Annotated in this window: 16 protein-coding genes; 10 read left to right on the forward strand and 6 right to left on the reverse strand. The window is 73.1% G+C overall.

Translation table 11 applies throughout. The features are described from left to right. Positions 1-99: 99 nt before the first annotated feature. The 7 genes from ACTMTU_RS13695 to sucD all read left to right on the forward strand — a co-directional run bounded on the left by ACTMTU_RS13695 (position 100) and on the right by sucD (position 9,342). Entirely contained in the window at positions 100-1,212 is a 1,113-nt protein-coding gene (locus ACTMTU_RS13695; protein WP_159688380.1) for an ATP-binding protein, read from the forward strand. Beyond that, on the forward strand, positions 1,209-3,542 hold the full coding sequence (locus ACTMTU_RS13700; protein WP_441263755.1) for a DUF5682 family protein: 2,334 nt from the start codon (positions 1,209-1,211) through the stop codon (positions 3,540-3,542). The genes ACTMTU_RS13695 and ACTMTU_RS13700 overlap by 4 nt, the downstream gene beginning before the upstream one ends. Next, a complete protein-coding gene (locus tag ACTMTU_RS13705) occupies positions 3,539-4,714 on the forward strand; it encodes a VWA domain-containing protein (RefSeq protein WP_441263756.1) in 1,176 nt (391 codons plus the stop codon). Before ACTMTU_RS13700 ends, ACTMTU_RS13705 begins: the two co-directional genes overlap by 4 nt. Before the next feature lie 113 nt (positions 4,715-4,827). Continuing rightward, entirely contained in the window at positions 4,828-5,823 is a 996-nt protein-coding gene (locus ACTMTU_RS13710; RefSeq protein ID WP_441263757.1) for a hypothetical protein, read from the forward strand. 111 nt (positions 5,824-5,934) lie between these two features. Next, complete coding sequence (locus tag ACTMTU_RS13715) at positions 5,935-6,915, forward strand: hypothetical protein (protein ID WP_441263758.1); 981 nt, start codon at positions 5,935-5,937, stop codon at positions 6,913-6,915. Positions 6,916-7,255: 340 nt separating this feature from the next. Continuing rightward, entirely contained in the window at positions 7,256-8,437 is a 1,182-nt protein-coding gene (sucC, locus tag ACTMTU_RS13720) for an ADP-forming succinate--CoA ligase subunit beta (RefSeq protein WP_441263759.1), read from the forward strand. Between the two features lie 20 nt (positions 8,438-8,457). Further along, positions 8,458-9,342, forward strand: coding sequence for a succinate--CoA ligase subunit alpha (gene sucD, locus ACTMTU_RS13725; RefSeq protein WP_053557004.1), 885 nt, complete (start codon positions 8,458-8,460; stop codon positions 9,340-9,342). A 72-nt stretch (positions 9,343-9,414) separates the two neighbouring features. Here sucD and ACTMTU_RS13730 read toward each other — a convergent pair whose 3' ends face one another. Then, positions 9,415-10,770 carry a sigma factor-like helix-turn-helix DNA-binding protein gene (locus ACTMTU_RS13730; RefSeq protein ID WP_441263760.1) on the reverse strand — a complete coding sequence of 452 codons (1,356 nt, stop codon included), beginning with the start codon at positions 10,768-10,770 and terminating at the stop codon, positions 9,415-9,417. A 116-nt stretch (positions 10,771-10,886) separates the two neighbouring features. On the opposite strand from ACTMTU_RS13730, the gene ACTMTU_RS13735 reads away from it, so the two are divergent. Continuing rightward, positions 10,887-12,638 carry a cell division protein PerM gene (locus tag ACTMTU_RS13735; RefSeq protein ID WP_441263761.1) on the forward strand — a complete coding sequence of 584 codons (1,752 nt, stop codon included), beginning with the start codon at positions 10,887-10,889 and terminating at the stop codon, positions 12,636-12,638. 34 nt (positions 12,639-12,672) lie between these two features. Here the strand turns inward: ACTMTU_RS13735 and ACTMTU_RS13740 are convergent, their stop codons facing one another. After that, positions 12,673-13,476 carry a hypothetical protein gene (locus tag ACTMTU_RS13740; RefSeq protein ID WP_441263762.1) on the reverse strand — a complete coding sequence of 268 codons (804 nt, stop codon included), beginning with the start codon at positions 13,474-13,476 and terminating at the stop codon, positions 12,673-12,675. A gap of 234 nt (positions 13,477-13,710) precedes the next feature. Here ACTMTU_RS13740 and purN point away from each other — a divergent pair, with 234 nt between their 5' ends. Further along, the gene (purN, locus tag ACTMTU_RS13745; protein WP_441263763.1) at positions 13,711-14,325 is read left to right on the forward strand and encodes a phosphoribosylglycinamide formyltransferase; all 615 of its coding nucleotides are present in this window, start codon (positions 13,711-13,713) and stop codon (positions 14,323-14,325) included. Further along, on the forward strand, positions 14,322-15,884 hold the full coding sequence (gene purH, locus ACTMTU_RS13750) for a bifunctional phosphoribosylaminoimidazolecarboxamide formyltransferase/IMP cyclohydrolase (RefSeq protein ID WP_441263764.1): 1,563 nt from the start codon (positions 14,322-14,324) through the stop codon (positions 15,882-15,884). Before purN ends, purH begins: the two co-directional genes overlap by 4 nt. A 66-nt stretch (positions 15,885-15,950) precedes the next feature. On the opposite strand, the gene ACTMTU_RS13755 is transcribed toward purH, so the two are convergent. The 4 genes from ACTMTU_RS13755 to ACTMTU_RS13770 all read right to left on the reverse strand — a co-directional run bounded on the left by ACTMTU_RS13755 (position 15,951) and on the right by ACTMTU_RS13770 (position 19,676). Further along, the gene (locus ACTMTU_RS13755; protein WP_441263765.1) at positions 15,951-16,427 is read right to left on the reverse strand and encodes a hypothetical protein; all 477 of its coding nucleotides are present in this window, start codon (positions 16,425-16,427) and stop codon (positions 15,951-15,953) included. Between the two features lie 53 nt (positions 16,428-16,480). Then, positions 16,481-17,419 (reverse strand): hypothetical protein, encoded by a 939-nt coding sequence (locus ACTMTU_RS13760; RefSeq protein WP_441263766.1) that lies wholly within the window; start codon positions 17,417-17,419, stop codon positions 16,481-16,483. Positions 17,420-17,517: 98 nt separating this feature from the next. Then, a complete protein-coding gene (locus ACTMTU_RS13765; protein ID WP_441263767.1) occupies positions 17,518-18,927 on the reverse strand; it encodes a serine/threonine-protein kinase in 1,410 nt (469 codons plus the stop codon). Beyond that, positions 18,924-19,676 carry an FHA domain-containing protein gene (locus ACTMTU_RS13770; RefSeq protein ID WP_441263768.1) on the reverse strand — a complete coding sequence of 251 codons (753 nt, stop codon included), beginning with the start codon at positions 19,674-19,676 and terminating at the stop codon, positions 18,924-18,926. The genes ACTMTU_RS13765 and ACTMTU_RS13770 overlap by 4 nt, the downstream gene beginning before the upstream one ends. Positions 19,677-19,720: the final 44 nt, after the last annotated feature.

The raw sequence follows: 19,720 nt of genomic DNA on the forward strand, positions 1-19,720 counted from the left end.
TCGGCCTCTGACCTGCGGTCACGCCGAGGCCGGGCCGATTGTCAGTGGCATGGTGCACGGTGGGTCCCACATCGGGTCGAACGATCTGGAGGGGGATCCATGACCGTGTCAGAAACCGTTGCCAAGGCGGGGAACGAAGCCCTGCGGCCGCACGCGGAGGACGCTTTCGCCGACGAGCTGAAGGCGCTGGCCGCGGCCGACGACCGGCCGCGGCCGGTGAACTGGCGGCTGTCGCCCTGGGCCGTCGCCACCTACCTGCTCGGCGGCACCCTTCCCGACGGCACGGTGATCACACCGAAGTACGTGGGACCCCGCCGGATCGTCGAGGTGGCCGTCACCACGCTCGCGACCGACCGCGCCCTGCTGCTCCTCGGCGTGCCGGGCACCGCGAAGACCTGGGTGTCGGAGCATCTCGCCGCGGCCGTCAGCGGCGACTCCACCCTTCTTGTCCAGGGCACCGCCGGCACGCCGGAGGAAGCCATCCGCTACGGCTGGAACTACGCCCAGCTGCTGGCACACGGCCCCAGCCGGGACGCGCTGGTCCCCAGCCCCGTCATGCGCGCCATGTCCGAGGGCATGACCGCTCGCGTCGAGGAGCTCACCCGCATCCCGGCCGATGTGCAGGACACGCTGATCACGATTCTTTCCGAGAAGACGCTGCCCGTCCCGGAGCTGGGCCAGGAGGTGCAGGCCGTCCGCGGCTTCAACCTCATCGCCACCGCCAACGACCGCGACCGCGGGGTCAACGACCTGTCCAGCGCTCTGCGCCGGCGCTTCAACACCGTCGTCCTGCCGCTGCCCCTGACGCCGGAGGCGGAGGTCGACATCGTGTCGCGGCGCGTCGACCAGATCGGCCGTTCGCTCGACCTGCCGGCCGCTCCCGAGGGGCTGGAGGAGATCCGCCGGGTGGTCACGGTCTTCCGTGAGCTGCGCGACGGGGTCTCCACCGACGGCCGCACGAAGATCAAGTCCCCGTCGGGGACGCTGTCTACGGCCGAGGCGATCTCCGTGGTCACCGGCGGTCTCGCCCTGGCGGCGCACTTCGGTGACGGCGTGCTGCGGCCGGGGGACGTGGCGGCGGGCATCCTCGGCGCGGTCGTGCGGGACCCGGCAGCCGACCGGGTCGTCTGGCAGGAGTATCTGGAGACGGTGGTGCGCGAGCGGGACGGCTGGAAGGACTTCTACCGCGCCTGCCGCGAGGTGAGCGCATGACCCCGCTCCTGCTTGGGGTCCGCCACCACGGGCCGGGCTCGGCCCGGGCGGTGCGGGCCGCGCTGGAGGCGGCCGCCCCCGCGGCCGTGCTGATCGAAGGGCCGCCGGAGGGCGACGCACTGCTCCCGTTGGCCGCCGACGAGCAGATGCGTCCGCCCGTCGCCCTGCTCGCGCACGCCGCGGAGGATCCGGGCAGGGCGGCGTTCTGGCCGCTGGCCGAGTTCTCCCCCGAGTGGGTGGCCATCCGGTGGGCGCTGGACAACGGCGCTGCGGTGCGCTTCATCGACCTGCCCGCGGCGCATTCGCTCGCGATGACCGGGGAAGCCGGGCCAGGGCCCGAGGACGTCTCGCGGGACACGCCGGACGTGCGGGTCGACCCGATCGCCGTCCTCGCCGGAGCCGCCGGGTACGACGACCCGGAGCGCTGGTGGGAGGACGTCGTCGAGCTCAGGGGTGCCCGTCCGGCACCGGAGCGCGGCTCGGCGGACGGCGCCGCCGGCGGGACCGACCCGTTCGCGCCGTTCGCCGCCCTGGCGGAGGCCATGGCGGCCCTGCGGGAGACGTACGGCCACGGTGGTCACGACCGTGACCTCGTCCGTGAGGCCTTCATGAGGCTCCAGCTCCGCGCCGCGAAGAAGGAGTTCGGGGACGACGGCGTCGCCGTCGTCTGCGGCGCCTGGCACGTGCCGGCGCTCATGACCGCGACGACGGTCGCCGCGGACAAGGCTCTCCTCAAGGGGCTGCCCAAGGTCAGGACGGACATGACGTGGGTGCCCTGGACCCACCGCCGGCTGGCCCGCCGCTCCGGCTACGGTGCGGGCATCGACTCGCCCGGCTGGTACGGCCACCTCTTCGGCGCTCCCGACCGGCCCGTGGAGCGGTGGATGACGAAGGTGGCCCGGCTGTTCCGGGACGAGGACAGGGCGGTGTCGTCCGCCCATGTCATCGAGGCCGTGCGGCTCGCCGAGACGCTGGCCGTGATGCGGGGCCGCCCGCTCGCCGGACTGACCGAGACCGTCGACGCCGTCCGGGCCGTGATGTGCGACGGCTCCGACGTGCCGCTCGACCTCGTCAGGGACCGGCTCATCGTGGGGGACGTCCTCGGCGAGGTGCCCGACACGGCGCCCGCCGTACCGCTCCAGCGCGACCTGACCCGGCAGCAGCGCAGTCTGCGGCTCAAGCCGGAGGCACTCGAGCGCGAACTGGACCTGGACCTGCGCAAGGACACCGACGCCGCCAAGAGCCGGCTGCTGCACCGGTTGCGGCTGCTCGCGGTCGGCTGGGGCGAGCCGGCCGCAGGCCGGGGAAGCACCGGCACGTTCCGGGAGAGCTGGCGGCTGCGCTGGGAGCCCGAGCTGTCCGTGAAGGTCGCCGAGGCCGGCGTCTGGGGCACCACGGTGCTCTCCGCCGCCACGGCCAAGGCCGAGGCGCAGGCCGTCGCCGCGACGGCACTCGCAGAGGTGACCGCGCTCGCCGAGCAGTGCCTCCTGGCCGAACTGCCCGACGCGCTCCCCGTGGTGATGAAGGCCCTGGCCGACCGGGCCGCCCTCGACGCCGACGTGAGCCATCTCGCGCAGGCGCTGCCCGCGCTGGCCCGTTCCCTGCGGTACGGCGACGTGCGCGCCACGGACACGGCGGCCCTCGGCGAGGTCGCCGCCGGACTCGCCGAGCGGATCTGCGTCGGCCTGCCGCCCGCCTGCACCGGGCTCGACGCCGACGGTGCGGAGGAGATGCGGGGCCATCTCGACGGTGTGCACGCGGCCGTCGGCCTGCTGCCGGACGCCGAAGGCATCGGAGAGCGCTGGCGGTCCGTGCTGCGCAAGCTGTCCGGCCGGGACTCCGTCCCCGGGGTCGTACGCGGCCGGGCGGCCCGACTGCTGCTGGACGAGGGGCATCTCGCAGAGGAGGAGGCCGCACGCCTGATGGCACTCGCGCTCTCCCCGGGCACGGAGCCGGCCGCGGCGGCCGCCTGGATCGAGGGCTTCGTCGGCGGCGCGTCCGGCGGAGGGCTGCTGCTCGTCCACGACGAACGCCTGCTGGTGCTGGTCGACTCGTGGCTGACCGGCGTGTCCGCGGAAGCGTTCACCGATGTGCTGCCGCTGCTGCGCCGCACCTTCTCGGCCTACGAGCCGGGCGTCCGCCGCACGCTGGGCGAACTCGTCCGGCGCGGGCAGGGGACGGCGGCCGCACAGGCACGGACGGACGCCGGGATCCCCGGCTTCGGACCCGGCCTCGACACCGCCCGCGCGGACGCGGTGCTTCCCGTGCTGGGGCTCCTCCTCGGCATCGACGACAACGAGCTGAACGACCTGGCGGGAGTGGCCGGATGACTGCGAGCGTGAACGACGAGCGGCTGCGGCGCTGGCGGCTGGTGCTCGGCGGAGAGCCGGGTGCCGACGGCACGGGCCGCACCCTCACGGGCACCGACGCGGCGATGGACGGCGCGCTCACCTCTCTCTACGGCAGGTCCGCCGGAAGTGCCAATGGAGGCCGCAGCCAGAGCCGTTCGGCGGGCCTGGGGTCTTCCGCCCCGTCCGTAGCCCGCTGGCTGGGCGACATCCGTACGTACTTCCCGAGCTCCGTCGTGCAGGTCATGCAGCGTGACGCGATAGACCGGCTCGGACTGTCGGCGCTGCTGCTGGAGCCCGAGATGCTGGAGGCGGTCGAGGCCGACGTACACCTCGTCGGCACCCTGCTCTCGCTCAACAAGGCGATGCCCGAGACGACGAAGGAGACGGCCAGGGCGGTCGTGCGCAAGGTCGTCGAGGAACTGGAGAAGAAGCTCGCCACCCGCACCCGGTCCACCCTGACCGGTGCGCTCGACCGCTCGGCGCGGATCAACCGGCCGCGCCACCGGGACATCGACTGGGACCGCACCATCCGGGCGAACCTCAAGAACTATCTGCCCGAGTTCAACACGGTGGTCCCCGAGCGGCTCATCGGCTACGGCCGGGCGTCCCAGGCGGTGAAGAAGGAGGTCGTGCTCTGCATCGACCAGTCGGGCTCGATGGCCGCGTCCGTGGTCTACGCGTCGGTCTTCGGCGCGGTGCTGGCCTCGATGCGCTCCATCGCCACCCGGCTCGTCGTCTTCGACACCGCCGTCGTCGATCTGACCGACCAGCTCGACGACCCCGTGGACGTCCTCTTCGGCACGCAGCTCGGCGGCGGCACGGACATCAACAGGGCGCTGGCGTACTGCCAGTCGCAGATCACCCGCCCCGCCGACACCGTCGTCGTCCTGATCAGCGACCTCTACGAGGGCGGCATCCGCGACGAGATGCTGAAGCGGGTCGCGGCGATGAAGGCGTCCGGAGTGCAGTTCGTCACTCTGCTGGCGCTCTCCGACGAGGGCGCCCCGGCCTACGACCGCGAGCACGCCGCGGCCCTCGGAGCCCTCGGGGCACCGGCGTTCGCCTGCACGCCGGACCTTTTCCCGGACGTCATGGCGGCGGCCATCGAGAAACGCCCCCTGCCCATACCGGACATGGCAGCCCATCAGTAACAGGACGTGACATGGTGACCCATCGGTAACACGGGACTTGCGTTGCCCGGGGAGCTTCGTGCGAGCATCGTCGCGATCCCGGCTGACGCCGACCGAGAGAGAGCCCCTCCACCGTGACTGCCGCAGCGCTCCGCACCGCTGCCGTCCCGCGCACGCTGCGCCGGGCGGTGGCCGGTTCGCGGACGCTGCGCCTTCTGCTGCTTCTCGTTGGAGTTCTCACGCTGGGCCTGCTCTTCTGCGGCCAGGCCCAGGCGGCCGAGCCTCCGGCCGGTGACGTCACGGCCGAGGTCCAGGCAGGAGCCCGGACCGGGAGCGGCGCCGACACTGCCGCCGTGCCGGGGCCGGCCGGTGCGGGAGACGCCGTCGCCGCGCCGATCCCTTCGGGCACGTCGGCGGGGACGGCCGGATCACCCGGCTCCGCCGGACCGTCCACCGCCGCCGGGACCGCGGCCGCGGTGGAGCGCGCCGAGCAGCGGGCAGCACGGGAACTGCGGCGCGTGGCTGACGGTTCCCTGAGCGCCGTCGGGTCCACGCGAGCCGGGCAGGCCGTGGAAACAGTCCGCGAGGCTGCCCGTCCGGTCACCGACGGCGTGCGCCGGCTCGCCGGTCCGCTGTTCGCTCTCGTCACCGGCCCTCTGCCCGACGGCCGGCTGCCGGAACCCGGCGGCGCGCTGCCGGGCGGCGGTGGCGTCGTGCTCCCTGACGACCTTTCACCGCGGCAGTACGTGCCGGGCGGCGGGGCGTTCACCGTCGCGCCCGCCGGTATCGCCCCGGCGGCCGGCGACACGACCCCTTCCGTCGCAGGTCCCACCGGTGCCGCCGGCGCACCGGGCCGTGACTGCGGCGGCGCGTCCGGCGGTCACCCAGGCGCGGCGCGGGCCGAGTCCGCGCAGTCTCCCGCGCCCGCGCCGGCCCCTGTGGACCCGTGCAAGGACCGGCCGGGCGCCGTGCACCACTCCGGTGAGACGCACACGCCCCGTGCGGGCGACCAGCCGGCGGCCACCTCGGCCGGCGGCTCCCCTGACGCGTTCGCCCGCGGTCACGGCTGCCCGGCGGCAGAGCCGCCGACCCGCGACAGGCCGCGCGACGTCCTCGAATTCCCCGGCTAGGGCAGGCCTTCCCCCGCCTCCTGACCTGCCACGCGGGGGTGGGCAGGTCTGCCCGCCACTCCGGAGCCCTGTTCTCCGGACCGCCGAACGAATTCGAAGGAATCACCGAACATGCACAAGAACATCCGCCGCTCCATCGCGGTCGCGGCCACCGCCACCGGTATGTGGGCCCTCGGGACCGCCGTGGCCAGCGCCGACGAGGCGCCCGCCTCCGTGCCGCTGTCCACCCCGGACCAGGCCGTCGACGCCACCCTCGACGTGGTGACCGACGTGGACCCGGGCGCCGACGCGCTGCTGCCCGAGGCCGACGTCCAGGACGTGGCGACCGGTGCCGCGGACCAGGCCCGTGAGTACGTCGAGGGCGAGCTCCCCTCGTACGAGGCGCCGTCCGTTCCCGACGTCCGCCTGCCGTCCCCCGAGGCCCCGTCGGTGGACGTCCCCGCCGCCCCGGCCGTCGACGCCGACATCGACTACCTCTTCGGTCCCCTGTCCGCGTTCGCGCACGAGCTGGAGGAGGCCCCGGCCGCTGCCGAGGCCCGTGCACAGGGCGCGGTCGACGCGTCCGGCCCCATCGTCGACGAGACGTCCGCGGCCGTGCTGCCGCCCGTCGTCGCGACCGCCGTGGCCGGCGCCCAGCCGGTCGCCGCTCAGGCCGCCGGTGACGCGGGCGTCCTCGCCCAGGGCGTCGTCTCCGACGTGCAGCCGTTCGCCGGCGGCGTCGCCGGCCAGGTGCAGCCGTTCGCGACGGGCGTCGTGAGCGAGGTGCAGCCCTTCGCCGGCGGCGTCGCGGGCGAGGTGCAGCCGTTCGCGGCCGGTGTGGTCGCTGAGGTCCAGCCGCTGGTCGACACCGTGGCCGGCCACGTCCAGCCGCTCGCGCAGGGCGTCGGCGACAGCGCCGGCGACCTGGCCTACGGCCTGACCGGCCAGGTGGACCCGTTCGCGGCGGGCGTGGTGTCCGAGGTCCAGCCGTTCGCGCAGGGTATTGCGACGAACGTCACGGGCGACGCGGCGCCGCTCGCCGGCAACGCGGTCGGCGGGGTGCAGGACGTCGTCTCCGACGTGACCCCGAGCTACCTCCCGTACGGCATCTGAGCAGCCCCGCGCCGAGGCGCCCGTCAGGTGCCTGACCAGGCAACCAGCGGCAGGGGCGGGACGTCACCGGGGTTCCGGTGGCGTCCCGCCCCTTGCGTCGTGGGAGGCCTTCGGCCCCCGTCCGGCCGTATGATCGGGGTGCGCTCTGTGACCGTAATCACCGCTCAGGTGTGATCTGCGATTTAGGGGCGCACCTCCGGCGGGGATAACCTGCCAGGCGGACATGCCGCGCCCACGGACACCGTGTGTGCCTCCCTTGTGACAAGAGCAGTCACGTTGCCCTTCGCGGCACGCCCACGCAGACAACGAACCGCGATCATCAGAAAAGGGACGGACGCGCGTGGACCTGTTCGAGTACCAGGCGAGGGACCTCTTCGCCAAGCACGGTGTACCGGTGCTGGCCGGTGAAGTCATCGACACGCCTGAGGCGGCGCGCGAGGCCACCGAGCGACTGGGCGGCAAGTCGGTCGTCAAGGCGCAGGTGAAGGTCGGCGGCCGCGGCAAGGCCGGCGGCGTCAAGCTGGCCGCCACTCCGGACGAGGCCGTCGCCCGTGCGACGGACATCCTCGGGATGGACATCAAGGGCCACACGGTCAACAAGGTGATGATCGCGGAGACCGCTCCGGAGATCGCCGAGGAGTACTACGTCTCGTACCTCCTCGACCGCACCAACCGCACCTTCCTGGCCATGGCCTCCGTAGCCGGTGGCATGGACATCGAGGAGGTCGCCGCGACGACCCCCGAGAAGCTGGCGAAGGTGCCGGTCGACGCCAACGAGGGCGTCTCCATCGAGAAGGCCCGCGAGATCGTCGCCCAGGCCCAGTTCCCGGCCGAGGTCGCCGAGAAGGTCGCCGAGGTCCTGGTGACCCTGTGGAAGACCTTCATCGCCGAGGACGCGCTCCTCGTCGAGGTCAACCCGCTGGCCAAGGTCGCGAGCGGTGAGGTCATCGCCCTCGACGGCAAGGTGTCGCTCGACGAGAACGCCGACTTCCGCCAGCCGGACCACGAGGCCCTCGAGGACAAGGCCGCAGCCAACCCGCTCGAGGCTGCCGCCAAGGCCAAGAACCTCAACTACGTCAAGCTCGACGGCGAGGTCGGCATCATCGGCAACGGCGCGGGTCTGGTCATGTCGACCCTCGATGTCGTCGCCTACGCCGGCGAGGCCCACGACAACGTGAAGCCCGCCAACTTCCTCGACATCGGTGGCGGCGCCTCCGCAGAGGTCATGGCGAACGGCCTCGAGATCATCCTCGGCGACCCGGACGTCAAGTCCGTCTTCGTCAACGTCTTCGGTGGCATCACCGCCTGCGACGAGGTCGCCAACGGCATCGTCCAGGCCCTGGAACTGCTGAAGTCCAAGGGCGAGGAAGTCACCAAGCCGCTGGTCGTGCGCCTCGACGGCAACAACGCGGAGCTGGGTCGCAAGATCCTCTCCGACGCCAACCACCCGCTAGTGCAGCGCGTGGACACCATGGACGGCGCGGCCGACAAGGCCGCCGAGCTCGCCGCTGCTGCGAAGTAAGGGAAGAGGGATCTAGAACCATGGCTATCTTCCTGAACAAGGACAGCAAGGTCATCGTCCAGGGCATGACCGGCGCCACGGGCATGAAGCACACCAAGCTCATGCTGGGTGACGGCACCAACATCGTCGGCGGCGTGAACCCGCGCAAGGCCGGCACGTCCGTCGACTTCGACGGCACCGAGGTACCGGTCTTCGGCTCCGTCGCCGAGGCCATGGAGAAGACGGGCGCCGACGTCTCCGTCCTCTTCGTGCCGCCGGCCTTCGCGAAGGCCGCCGTCGTCGAGGCGATCGACGCCGAGATCCCCCTCGCGGTCGTCATCACCGAGGGCATCGCCGTCCACGACTCCGCCGCCTTCTGGGCCTACGCGAAGTCCAAGGGCAACAAGACCCGCATCATCGGCCCGAACTGCCCCGGCCTCATCACGCCGGGCCAGTCCAACGCCGGCATCATCCCGGGCGACATCACCAAGCCCGGCCGCATCGGTCTCGTGTCCAAGTCCGGCACGCTGACCTACCAGATGATGTACGAGCTCCGTGACATCGGCTTCTCCTCCGCCGTCGGCATCGGTGGCGACCCGGTCATCGGTACGACGCACATCGACGCCCTCGCGGCGTTCGAGGCGGACCCCGACACCGACCTGATCGTGATGATCGGTGAGATCGGCGGCGACGCCGAGGAGCGTGCGGCCGACTTCATCAAGGCCAACGTCACCAAGCCGGTCGTCGGCTACGTCGCGGGCTTCACCGCCCCCGAGGGCAAGACCATGGGCCACGCCGGCGCCATCGTCTCCGGCTCCTCCGGCACCGCCGCGGCGAAGAAGGAGGCCCTCGAGGCTGCGGGCGTCAAGGTCGGCAAGACGCCGACCGAGACGGCCAAGCTGGCGCGCGCCATCCTCGCCGGCTGACCTTTCGCAGCACATGTGCGGGCCCGCCCCGGGTGACCGGGGCGGGCCCGCACGCGTATCGGAACGAGCCTGTCAGCCGTGCAGCGGGACGAGGCGCCCAGGCCCGTTCGCCGGGTCCGAACGGAGCTTGTCGCGAAGCGCCTTGTCCTGATTCGTCAGCCGGGGCGGCCCGTACTGCGGTGCGGGTACGCCTTCGATCTGCTGGGCCGGCGAGAGCGGCGGATCGTACTGCCGTGGCGCCGTGACGAAGGTGAAGGCGGTCGCCGCGACGATCAGCGCGGTCGCCGCGACGGCCACCCGTGTCCACATCCGCGCCCTGCGCTCGCACCCGCTGCGCACGTCGCACGCCGGTGTCATGAGAGGTGCGGGCCCGGCGCAGGCCAGCGCCCCCAGCCGGTCCCGCAGCAGGCTCGTGTCCGCCAGTTCGGGGAGCCGCTCGGCCATGGCCTCACGCGCGTGCACGAGACGGTTCGCGGTGGCCGGGGTGCTCGCCTCCGTTTCCGCCGCTGTGTCCGGCAGTCCGAGCCCCAGGCCGTCGTGGAGCAGCAGCGCGCGGCGGTAGGAGGTGGGGAGTTCCTGCAGCGCCTCGAGCAGTTCCCGCCGGGGTTCCTCGGCGGGCGGTTCGTCGGGGTACCGGTGCGTGGGCCGCAGCCGGTTCCACGGGGACATGGCGTAGTCGTACGCGACCGCCCGCACCCAGCCCGCCGGGTCCCGGTCCACGGCGACCTCCGGCCAGCGCTGCCAGGCGTGGTGGAAGGCACGTTCGACCGACTCCTGGGAGAGCCGCCGGCGTCCGGTGAGCAGATACGTCTGGCGCACCAGGTCCGGGGCGGCGCCCGCGTAGAGCACGTCGAACGCCTCCTCCGGGCTGGGCGCCGGCACGGTCAGGGCCGCCGGGCCGAGGGAGCCGACGGCACGCGGGACCTCGGCGGAGGGCGCCGTCGCGGACGGCGGTCCGGGCCTGCCGACGGGCCTCGGAGGCAGGATCGTGGGCGGTTTCGCGGCGCGTTTCACGACAGGGCGGGGGCGGGTGTTCGCCGTGGGCTGCGCCGTGCGGGTAGGCCGTGCGGTGCGGACGCGGCCGTCTTCGCCCTGGGTCTCTTCGTCCCTGCCGTTCGGGTCCCGGTCTCCGTCCCCGCCGTCCTCGCCCCTGCCATTCAGGTCCCGGTCGTCCGTCAGTGGCCCGCCGCCCGGGGGGCTCTCCACGGTCTGCGTGTCGAGGGCGGCGAGCAGCCCGGCGTACGCCTGGCGTTTGCGCCCCCTGGGGTTCGTGCGTCCGGTCTCCCAGGACCGGATCGTCGCCCGGGTGACTCCCATCGTCGTCGCGACCTCGTCCTCGGAGAGGGAATTCGCCTCTCGGAGCCTGCGCCGTTCTTTCGGGGGCGGCAGGGGGGTTCCGGACGCGGAGCGGGTGATGCTCTCGGTCATGAAGGGCCCCTCACGGCACTGCACTCGACGAAAAAGCACATAAACGTATCTTGGGCGACACATCGGTCATTCGCCCGTTACATGGATAAAGCGCGTGTCGTTGGCAGCATGGCCGCGTGACCCAAGTGACCGAACAGAGCCACCCAGTGCCGCAAGCCCCGGTCGCCGTGCAGGGCGGCGCGTCGGTCGCGCTGGTCGCGTCGTTCGTACGCGGCGCGACGGCGGCCGGACTCGGGCTCGGCGTGATCACCGTGCTCGTGATGGTGATGTGGATCAGCTCGCCCTTCCCCGACAGCGACCCGTCCGACGCGCTGCACGTCGCGGCGGCGCTGTGGCTGCTCGCGCACGGCACGGAACTCGTGCGGACGGACACGCTCTCCGGGGCGCCCGCGCCCATGGGGATCGTGCCGCTGCTGCTCGTCGCCGTGCCCGTCTGGCTGGCCCACCGTGCGGCACGCGACGCCCTGGAACCGGCGGATGGCCGGCCGAGGCCGTCCGCCTGGAGCGCGCCGACGATGGTGGCCAGCGGTTACGTGATGGTCGGTGCGCCGGTCGTGCTCTACGTCGCCGGTGGTTCCTTCGCCGCCGACCCACTGAGCGCACTGGTCCATCTGCCGCTCGTGACCTTCCTGGCCGCGGCCACCGGGGCCTGGACCGCGAGCGGCCGGCCGCTGGGACCGTTGCCGGCCCGGGTGCCGCAGCGGCTGCGGGCGGCCGTCGCCCATGCCAGGGTGTCCGCCGCGCTGCGGTCCGCCGGCGCGGGCACGCTCACCCTGATCGTCGGCGGGGTGGTGCTGGCCGTGACCTCCACCGTCTGGCACGGGCGGGCCGCACAGGAGTCGTTCCTGGGCCTGTCCGGGGAGTGGTCGGGCCGGGCGGCCCTCGCTCTGCTGGCGCTCGCGCTGCTGCCCAACGCGGCGGTGTGGGGCGCCGCTTACGGGCTCGGGCCGGGCTTCAGCCTCGGCACGGGCGCGACGGCGGCACCGCTCGCGGCGACCGGCACGCCCGCGCTGCCCGACTTCCCGCTGCTCGCGGCGGTGCCGGGGCAGGGGCCCGGCACGCCGCTGCACTGGGCGGCGGTCGCGGTGCCCCTCGTCGCGGGCGTGGTGCTCGCCTGGTTCACGGTGGGAGCGGCGGCCCCGCGGCACGGTGAGCGCGAGAGCGCCTGGAGCTCCGGCGGGACCGCCCTCACGGTGCTGCTCGGCGCGGTCGGCTGCGCCGTGCTCATGTGCCTGCTCGCCGCGGCGTCCGGAGGTCCGCTCGGGACCGGCCGCCTCTCGGAGTTCGGCCCCGTGTGGTGGCTCACCGGCGGCGCCGCCCTGCTCTGGACGGCAGGCCCGGGTGTCCCGCTGGCGCTGGCGCTGCGGGCGTGGCGGCTGCGGACGCCCGGCCGGGGGCTGCGCGGGCTGCTGCGCCGTGGCGGCGCCGAGGTCGAAGGGCAAGGGGACGCGGTGCCGTTCGTGGAGGTACCGGCGACGTCCCCGGCGCCCTCGGCTCCGGCGGCGGGGGAGGAGCCGTCGGACACGGACCTCGACGGCGGGTCCGGCCCGCTCGACGACGAGTCCGAGCTGTACGACTTCCTCCCGGCGGACACCTGGACGGCCGGCGGGCCCCGTGAGGACCGCTGGACCGCGCTGAAGGAGTCCTCCGGCGGCCTGATGCCGGACTTCCCCCCGCTTCAGGTACCCGCACCACCGGCCGGGCCCGAGCCTGACTGCCGGTCCGAGTCCGACGCCGGGCCGGGGCCCGCCCCGGCGTCCCCGCCCGCCTCGCCGCCCATCTCGCCGTCCGCCTCGCCGCCCGCGTCGCAGACGGCGAAGGGCCCGGGCGGGGATCCGCCCGAGCCCTCCGAGGAAGCCGCCCACTGACCTGCGGCGCGGCTCCCGTGCGCTGTCGCGCGTGTTACTCCTTGACGCCCAGGACGCCCCGCAGGGGCTCCGGGAGCTTCTCGTTGCAGGCCAGCTGCCCCGACTTGGTCAGTGCGTCGTTCACACAGGTGTAGTAGTCGCGGTAGACCAGCTGCGCCGTGAAGGACGCCGCCACGATCAGCAGCGCGATGCTCGCCATGACGAGGCCGCTCACCGCCGCCGTGATCTGCGGCCTGCCGGGGGAGGCGGGCGGCGCGGACGCGGGAGCGTGCTGCGGGGCGGCCGGTGCGTTCGCCGGGGTCCCGCCCGTCGTCAGGGCGTCGGCGTCGACCCGGCGCCGGGGCTTGGCGCGCAGGGAGCTGATGCTCCAGTACAGCGCGAGGGCACCGAGCAACAGGGCGATCTCGGGGAAGTCGAACAGGGCGAAGAAGAACGCCCACATGCCCGACAGCAGCGCGTACCGTGCCCGCCGCTGCGCGGGGTCCGTCGGGTCCCAGCGCAGGCCGGGGGCCCCGGGACCGCCCTGGCCGCCGTTGCCGTCGGGGCGCGGACGGCCGCCGAAGCCGCCGCCCGAAGAGCGGCCGGGCTGGCGGCTGCTCCACTGGCTGCCCCAGTTCGAGCCCGAGCCCGATCCGGAGCCCGATTCCGAGCCGTTGTCCGAGCCGTCGCCGCCGGACCGGCCGGAGGACGAGGAGGAGTCGTCGTCGGACGACGGGTGGCGCGGTTGCCACGGCTGGTCCGGCCTGCCCTCCGGCGGCGGCGCGAAGGGGTTGTTGTCGTCCGTGGACTGGCGCTCCCGCGGCAACAGGAGGTCCGTACGACGGCGTCGGTCCGGCATCTGGTGAACGTCTTCCCCTCGTCATGCCCTTGATCGGGACCGCCTGGGCGCGGGCCCTGCCCCCAGACGCTACCTTCCGGCCACGCCCCCGTCCCGTGGGGGCCGTGCTGTGTGCCGGTATCGTTGCTGACGGTCGACCGCTTCGTAGAGTTCCCCGTATCCGGGGATGCGCTCCATTTGTACGACCGCACAAAGCTGCACCGTAAGCCGCACCGTAACGCGAAAAGAGTCCCCGTGGCCGCCGCCCGCATCGTCGTCCTGGTCTCCGGGTCCGGTACCAACCTCCAGGCCCTGCTCGACGCCATCGCCGCCGACCCCGACGGGTACGGCGCCCGGATCGTCGCCGTCGGCGCCGACCGCGACGGCATCGCGGGTCTCGAGCGGGCCGAGCGGGCCGGACTGCCCACCTTCGTGTGCCGGGTGAAGGACCACGCCACCCGCGACGAGTGGGACCGCGCACTGACCGCCGCCACCGCCGCCTACGAGCCCGACCTCGTGGTCTCGGCCGGCTTCATGAAGATCGTCGGCAAGGAGTTCCTCGCCCGCTTCGGCGGCCGGATCGTCAACACCCACCCGGCGCTGCTGCCCAGTTTTCCCGGTGCCCACGGAGTGCGCGACGCCCTCGCGTACGGCGTGAAGGTCACCGGATGCACCGTCCACTTCGTCGACGACGGCGTCGACACCGGCCCGATCATCGCCCAGGGCGTGGTCGAGATCCGGGACGAGGACGATGAAGCCGCTCTCCATGAGCGCATCAAGGAAGTCGAGCGCTCGCTGCTCGTCGAGGTCGTGGGGCGTCTGGCCCGGCACGGCTACCGCATTGAGGGACGAAAGGTAACAATCCCGTGACCGCCGAAGGTACGAAGCGCCCCATCCGCCGCGCACTCGTCAGCGTCTACGACAAGACCGGCCTTGAGGAGCTGGCCCGCGGCCTGCACGAGGCGGGTGTCTCCCTCGTCTCCACCGGCTCCACCGCCTCGAAGATCGCCGCGGCGGGCGTCCCGGTCACCAAGGTCGAGGAGCTCACCGGCTTCCCCGAGTGCCTGGACGGCCGCGTCAAGACCCTCCACCCGCGCGTGCACGCCGGCATCCTCGCCGACCTGCGCCTGGAGGACCACCAGCGGCAGCTCGCCGAGCTGGGCGTCGAGCCCTTCGACCTGGTGATCGTGAACCTGTACCCGTTCAAGGAGACCGTCGCCTCCGGCGCGACCCCGGACGAGTGCGTCGAGCAGATCGACATCGGCGGTCCGTCGATGGTCCGTGCCGCCGCCAAGAACCACCCCTCGGTCGCGGTCGTCACCAGCCCGGCGCGATACGCGGACGTGCTGACCGCCGCCCGTGAGGGAGGCTTCGAGCCGGCCGCCCGCAAGCGCCTGGCCGCCGAGGCCTTCCAGCACACCGCCGCGTACGACGTGGCCGTCGCGTCCTGGTTCGCCTCCTCCTACGCGCCCGCCGACGAGAGCGACTTCCCCGACTTCCTCGGCGCCACCTGGGAGCGCGAGAACGTCCTGCGCTACGGCGAGAACCCGCACCAGCCCGCCGCGCTCTACACCTCCGGCAGCGGCGGCCTCGCGCAGGCGGAGCAGCTGCACGGCAAGGAGATGTCGTACAACAACTACACGGACACCGACGCCGCGCGCCGGGCCGCGTACGACCACTCCGAGCCCTGCGTCGCGATCATCAAGCACGCCAACCCGTGCGGCATCGCGATCGGCGCGGACGTCGCGGAGGCGCACCGCAAGGCGCACGCCTGCGACCCGCTCTCCGCGTTCGGTGGCGTGATCGCCGTCAACCGCCCGGTCTCCGTGGCGATGGCCGAGCAGGTCGCCGAGATCTTCACCGAGGTCATCGTGGCCCCGGCGTACGAGGACGGCGCGGTCGAGGTCCTGGCCCGCAAGAAGAACATCCGCGTCCTGCGCGCCGAGGGCGCCCCGGCGAACCCGGTCGAGCTCAAGCCCATCGACGGCGGTGCGCTCCTCCAGGTCACCGACCGCCTCCAGGCGGACGGCGACAAGCCGGAGAACTGGACCCTGGCGACGGGCGAGGCCCTGTCCGCCGAGGAGCTGGCCGAGCTGGCCTTCGCCTGGAAGGCGTGCCGCGCGGTCAAGTCCAACGCCATCCTGCTCGCCAAGGACGGCGCCTCTGTGGGCGTCGGCATGGGCCAGGTCAACCGCGTCGACTCCGCGAAGCTCGCGGTCGAGCGGGCCGGCGAGGACCGGGCCCGGGGCGCGTACGCCGCGTCGGACGCGTTCTTCCCGTTCCCGGACGGCCTGGAGATCCTCACCGCGGCGGGCGTCAAGGCCGTGGTCCAGCCGGGCGGTTCGGTCCGCGACGAGCTGGTGGTCGAGGCGGCGAAGAAGGCGGGCGTGACGATGTACTTCACGGGGACGCGGCACTTCTTCCACTGAGCCGTGCGAGCACGGCGTGCGGCCCGCCGGTCGGATGGACCGGCGGGCCGCACGCGTGCCGCGGGCTCAGCTCATGAAGCGCGAGCACCCGCTGGCGTACACCCACTGGTGCGACGAGATGCTGTTGTTCATGTTGTAGCCGGTGGTGTACGTGTTGCGGGACAGGTTGTCGACGTACAGCTCGCCCCGCTTGAGGCAGTTGTAGCCGCCCGTGTAGCCCGCGTGACGGTAGAACGCGACGACGTCCTCGCCGCCGGAGTAGCCGCTGTTCATGACGGACGACGCGCGGTCGTTGTCGGACCCTGTGAACACGCCGGAACCGTCGGCCCAGTTGGGGTCGTCACCCTGCGTTCCGCCGAGGTACGCGCCGGAGCAGTCGTAGCCGTCCCAGGCGCGGACGTAGCCGTCACTGCCGCCGGGCCACGCGTTGTCGCAGCCGACCCCTGCCGGGGCGACCGGGGCCGCCTGGGCCGCCGTGGCGGGTGCGGCGAGGCCGACGGCCGCCAGGCCGAGCGCGGCGAGGGTCATGGTGAACTTGCGCATGATGAACTCCCGTTCGTCTTCGTGTGAGGTGGTGCGGGTGTGGGGGCCGCCCGTCAGGCGCGGGGGCCCACGATCTCCTCGGCACGCGCCAGGGCGTTCCGCTGGAGACGTCGGTGGGTGTCGAGCGCTTCGCGGTACTCGGGACGCAACGTGCCGATGTAGTGGGCCTGGCGCTGCCGGCCGACGGCTCTGAGCGAGCCGTCCCGGGCGCACAGGGCGTCGGCGGTGGCGATCTTCTTCTCGACGGCGAACGCCCTGTCCGGCGGCAGGTCCCGGGCCGTCCGCCGGGCACCCTCGCGGGCGGCCTCCGGGTCGGGGTAGGGGTGGCCGGCACGTGTCATGCATGCCGACCATGCCTTGACGGCCTGGCCGAACTGCTGGTCCCGCAGAAGATCCGCGACGTACAGCGGGCGGAGGTTGAGCGCCGCCTTCTCGGCCCGGAACCACGTCTTCTGGTCGCCGTACAACTGCTTCTCGGCCTCGCCGACGCAACCGCCGGTGCGTTTGCGGATGGTTCCGCCGCCGCCCGGCACCTCGACAGTGAGCACGGCGGCGTCCCGGCCGCCGTCCAGCGCGGTGTCGTAGAGCGCGCGCCGTTCGGCGGAGAGGCTGTTGCGATGGATGAGGTTCGGATTGTGCCGTCTGGCCCGGTCGCTCTTGGCCTCGATACGGCTCCCGTAGCCGTGCTCGCGGGCCCAGTCGGCGTCGTCCTGGACGTAGCCGACCGGGCGGCTCTCCTCCAGGGTGAGCGGCCGGTGTTCCGAGAACGGGAAACCGCGCCGGTTCATGCACTGCTTGACCAGGCGCTGTTCGGCGTCCGAGATCCGCAGCTCGTCGGCGTGGCCCAGCTCTGCGGCCGGGCCGTTCCCATCCGGATGCCGGCCCGGCGCGGCGGCGGACGCCCCCTGCCCGCCGTCCTCCTGTGTGCACCCGGCCGCCGCGGCCGCCAAGGCCGCCGCGACCGCACACGCGGCGATGAACCTGCCTCTCATGCCCTGCCCCCCGTTCGGCGCACCGCCCGTTCGGCGGTGCATCACCACCATCGCGCCGGAGCCGGGCAGGGGGTACCTCGTACGTCAGAGGGTGGCGGTCAGCAGGACTTGGCCCACGTGTGCGACAGGACGGAGGAGTCCACGGCGAGATCCTGCCGCTGTCCCTTCTCGACGCAGCCCAGGGGCTGCTGCAGTCCCGGCTTCGCGAAGTAGGTGACGTGGATGAAGCCCTTGGGGTCGGGCGTGCCGTTGTTGAAGAGGGAGCGGGGGCGGTCGGTGGACGCCCAGGAGCAGTCGTTCTCGCCGTCGAACCAGTCCGGGTCGTCGCCCTCCCAGGCGCACATCCTGCCTTCGCCGCCGGCCTCGGAGAAGAAGCAGACGGACCCCGGCTCACAGCGGTCGTAGCCCGTGGCCGTCTGTGCCGTCCCGTTGCCGCCGGCCGTGCTCGGGCTCGCGGTGGGCCCGGCGGCCGCGTCGGCGCGTGGCTTCGTGGCCGGGTCGTCGGCGACCAGCATCCGCACGCCGAAGCCGGCCGCCGCCAGGGCGAGTACGCCGGCCGCCACGGCGAGCAGCGGACGCCGCGCCCGTCTTCGGCGCGGTACGAGTCCGGCCGCCGCGTCCGCCGTCCGCCTCAGCAGGGACGTCGCGTCGTGCCTGGCCCGTTCCTCGTGCGTGCGGGCCAGGCAGTCCTCGACGATCTCCCGCCAGAGCGCGGGCAGTTCCGGGGAGAGCCGCAGTTCCTCCTCGCCGCGGGCGTAGCGCACGGCGGCGTCGCGGCGGGCCGCGGGGGAGCCTCCGGGCATGGGTAACGACCCGGTCAGGACCAGGTGCGCCAGAACGCCGAAGGCCCAGATGTCCGCGGTCTGCCGTACCTTGCGGCCGCGTTCGCCGATCTCCGACCACAGCAGCTCGGGCGGCGTGTAGTCGGCCGTCGCGAAGGCCGGCGCGTAAGCGTGGGTGCCCTCCAGTTCCGCCGCCATGTTGAAGTCGCCGAGGCGGGCGGTGCCGTCGGGCATCAGCAGGACGTTGCCGGGTTTGAGGTCGCCGTGCACCCAGCCCGCGCCGTGCAGTTGGTGCAGCCCCTCACAGACCTGCGTCAGCAGCGTGGGTCCCGCCTGCGGCCGGTTCTCCCTCGCGAGCAGTGTCTCGAGCGAGCCCTGTGCGGCCTCCAGCACGAGCACGGTGGCACCGTCCAGCTCGGGGTGGGCGGCGTCGTCGACCGTCAGCGCCTCGTACATCCGGATCAGGCGTGGCGAGCGCAGTCTGCTGAGCAGTTCCACTTCCCGTTCCGCGAGCTCCCGCAGATGCCGTAGCTGGCGTGGGGTGTGCGTGCCGGTCGGCAGGAATTTCAGGGCGGCCCGGGCCGGGCCGCCGGGCTCCGGAGCGGTGTGACGCGCCGCGTACACATTGCCGAACGCCCCGGCGCCCAGCGGTTCGTCGACGATCCACGCCCCGACGCGGTAGCCCGCGGGCACGGCGGCGATGCCGTACGGCCCCGGGGCGGTCATCGCACGGTCCCGCTCGTCGCCGCGACGGCGAGCGCCGGTAAATCGTCCTCGCGTACGAGGTCGAAGCGGAGTGCCAGCGAGACGAGGGACTCCTTCTTGCCGTTCAGCCGCGGCCCCTGGTCGACGGTGTCAGGACCGGGCTTGAGGCGCAGCTTCACCGCGAGATAGTCGATGTTCCACTGCACGGCCGCCCGGTTCGCCGTGGGCCACACCGGCCGCAGCCGCTCCACGACCTGCTCCACGGTGGGCAGCGGCGCGTGGAGCGCGCCGCGCAGGCGGGGCTCGCAGAGGGCCGTGAGCACCAGGAAGTAGCGCTTGGTGCGGTCCAGCGCGAAGGCCAGCGCGGTCGGTTCGCCGTCCGGGTCGGTCCCTTCGGCGTCGGCGTAGTCGTGGCGCGGGGCCCAGACGTCGAAGCTGACCGGTTCGTCCGCGGGCAGCACGACGCGGGAGAACTCGAACGGCACGGGTGCGCCGATGCGCCCGGGTGCGATCTTGATGTGCTCCCCGGCACCTTCCGGGTTCTCCACCACATAGGTGGACGTGCCGCTGAGGTTGCTGAGCGACCAGTAGGTGCCCGAGGCGGTGATCTCGCCCGCGGCGCGCGAGACGCACGGGTGCGGGATGGTCAGTTGCCGGCCGCCGCCGCCCGGCGCCGGTGTGCGGCCGAAGCGGAGCGTGTCCCCCGGTGCGAGCCTGATCTGTTCCTGTGCGGTGACGCAGGATGCCGGTACGACGACGATGCTGTACATCCCAATCCCTTTCCCCCGACGGAATCAGCGCCAGGGTAGGGACA

The sequence above is a fragment of the Streptomyces sp. OZ13 genome (genome assembly GCF_052068155.1).
GTDB lineage: Bacteria > Actinomycetota > Actinomycetes > Streptomycetales > Streptomycetaceae > Streptomyces.

Bases quoted from the DNA above. Each gene is read 5' to 3' on its own strand.
- sucD (WP_053557004.1), top strand. From the start codon at position 8,458: ATGGCTATCTTCCTGAACAAGGACAGCAAGGTCATCGTCCAGGGCATG.
- ACTMTU_RS13695 (WP_159688380.1), top strand. From the start codon at position 100: ATGACCGTGTCAGAAACCGTTGCCAAGGCGGGGAACGAAGCCCTGCGG.
- ACTMTU_RS13770 (WP_441263768.1), bottom strand. From the start codon at position 19,676: ATGTACAGCATCGTCGTCGTACCGGCATCCTGCGTCACCGCACAGGAA.
- ACTMTU_RS13740 (WP_441263762.1), bottom strand. From the start codon at position 13,476: ATGCCGGACCGACGCCGTCGTACGGACCTCCTGTTGCCGCGGGAGCGC.
- ACTMTU_RS13705 (WP_441263756.1), top strand. From the start codon at position 3,539: ATGACTGCGAGCGTGAACGACGAGCGGCTGCGGCGCTGGCGGCTGGTG.
- ACTMTU_RS13755 (WP_441263765.1), bottom strand. From the start codon at position 16,427: ATGCGCAAGTTCACCATGACCCTCGCCGCGCTCGGCCTGGCGGCCGTC.
- ACTMTU_RS13730 (WP_441263760.1), bottom strand. From the start codon at position 10,770: ATGACCGAGAGCATCACCCGCTCCGCGTCCGGAACCCCCCTGCCGCCC.
- ACTMTU_RS13765 (WP_441263767.1), bottom strand. From the start codon at position 18,927: ATGACCGCCCCGGGGCCGTACGGCATCGCCGCCGTGCCCGCGGGCTAC.
- ACTMTU_RS13700 (WP_441263755.1), top strand. From the start codon at position 1,209: ATGACCCCGCTCCTGCTTGGGGTCCGCCACCACGGGCCGGGCTCGGCC.
- ACTMTU_RS13715 (WP_441263758.1), top strand. From the start codon at position 5,935: ATGCACAAGAACATCCGCCGCTCCATCGCGGTCGCGGCCACCGCCACC.
- ACTMTU_RS13760 (WP_441263766.1), bottom strand. From the start codon at position 17,419: ATGAGAGGCAGGTTCATCGCCGCGTGTGCGGTCGCGGCGGCCTTGGCG.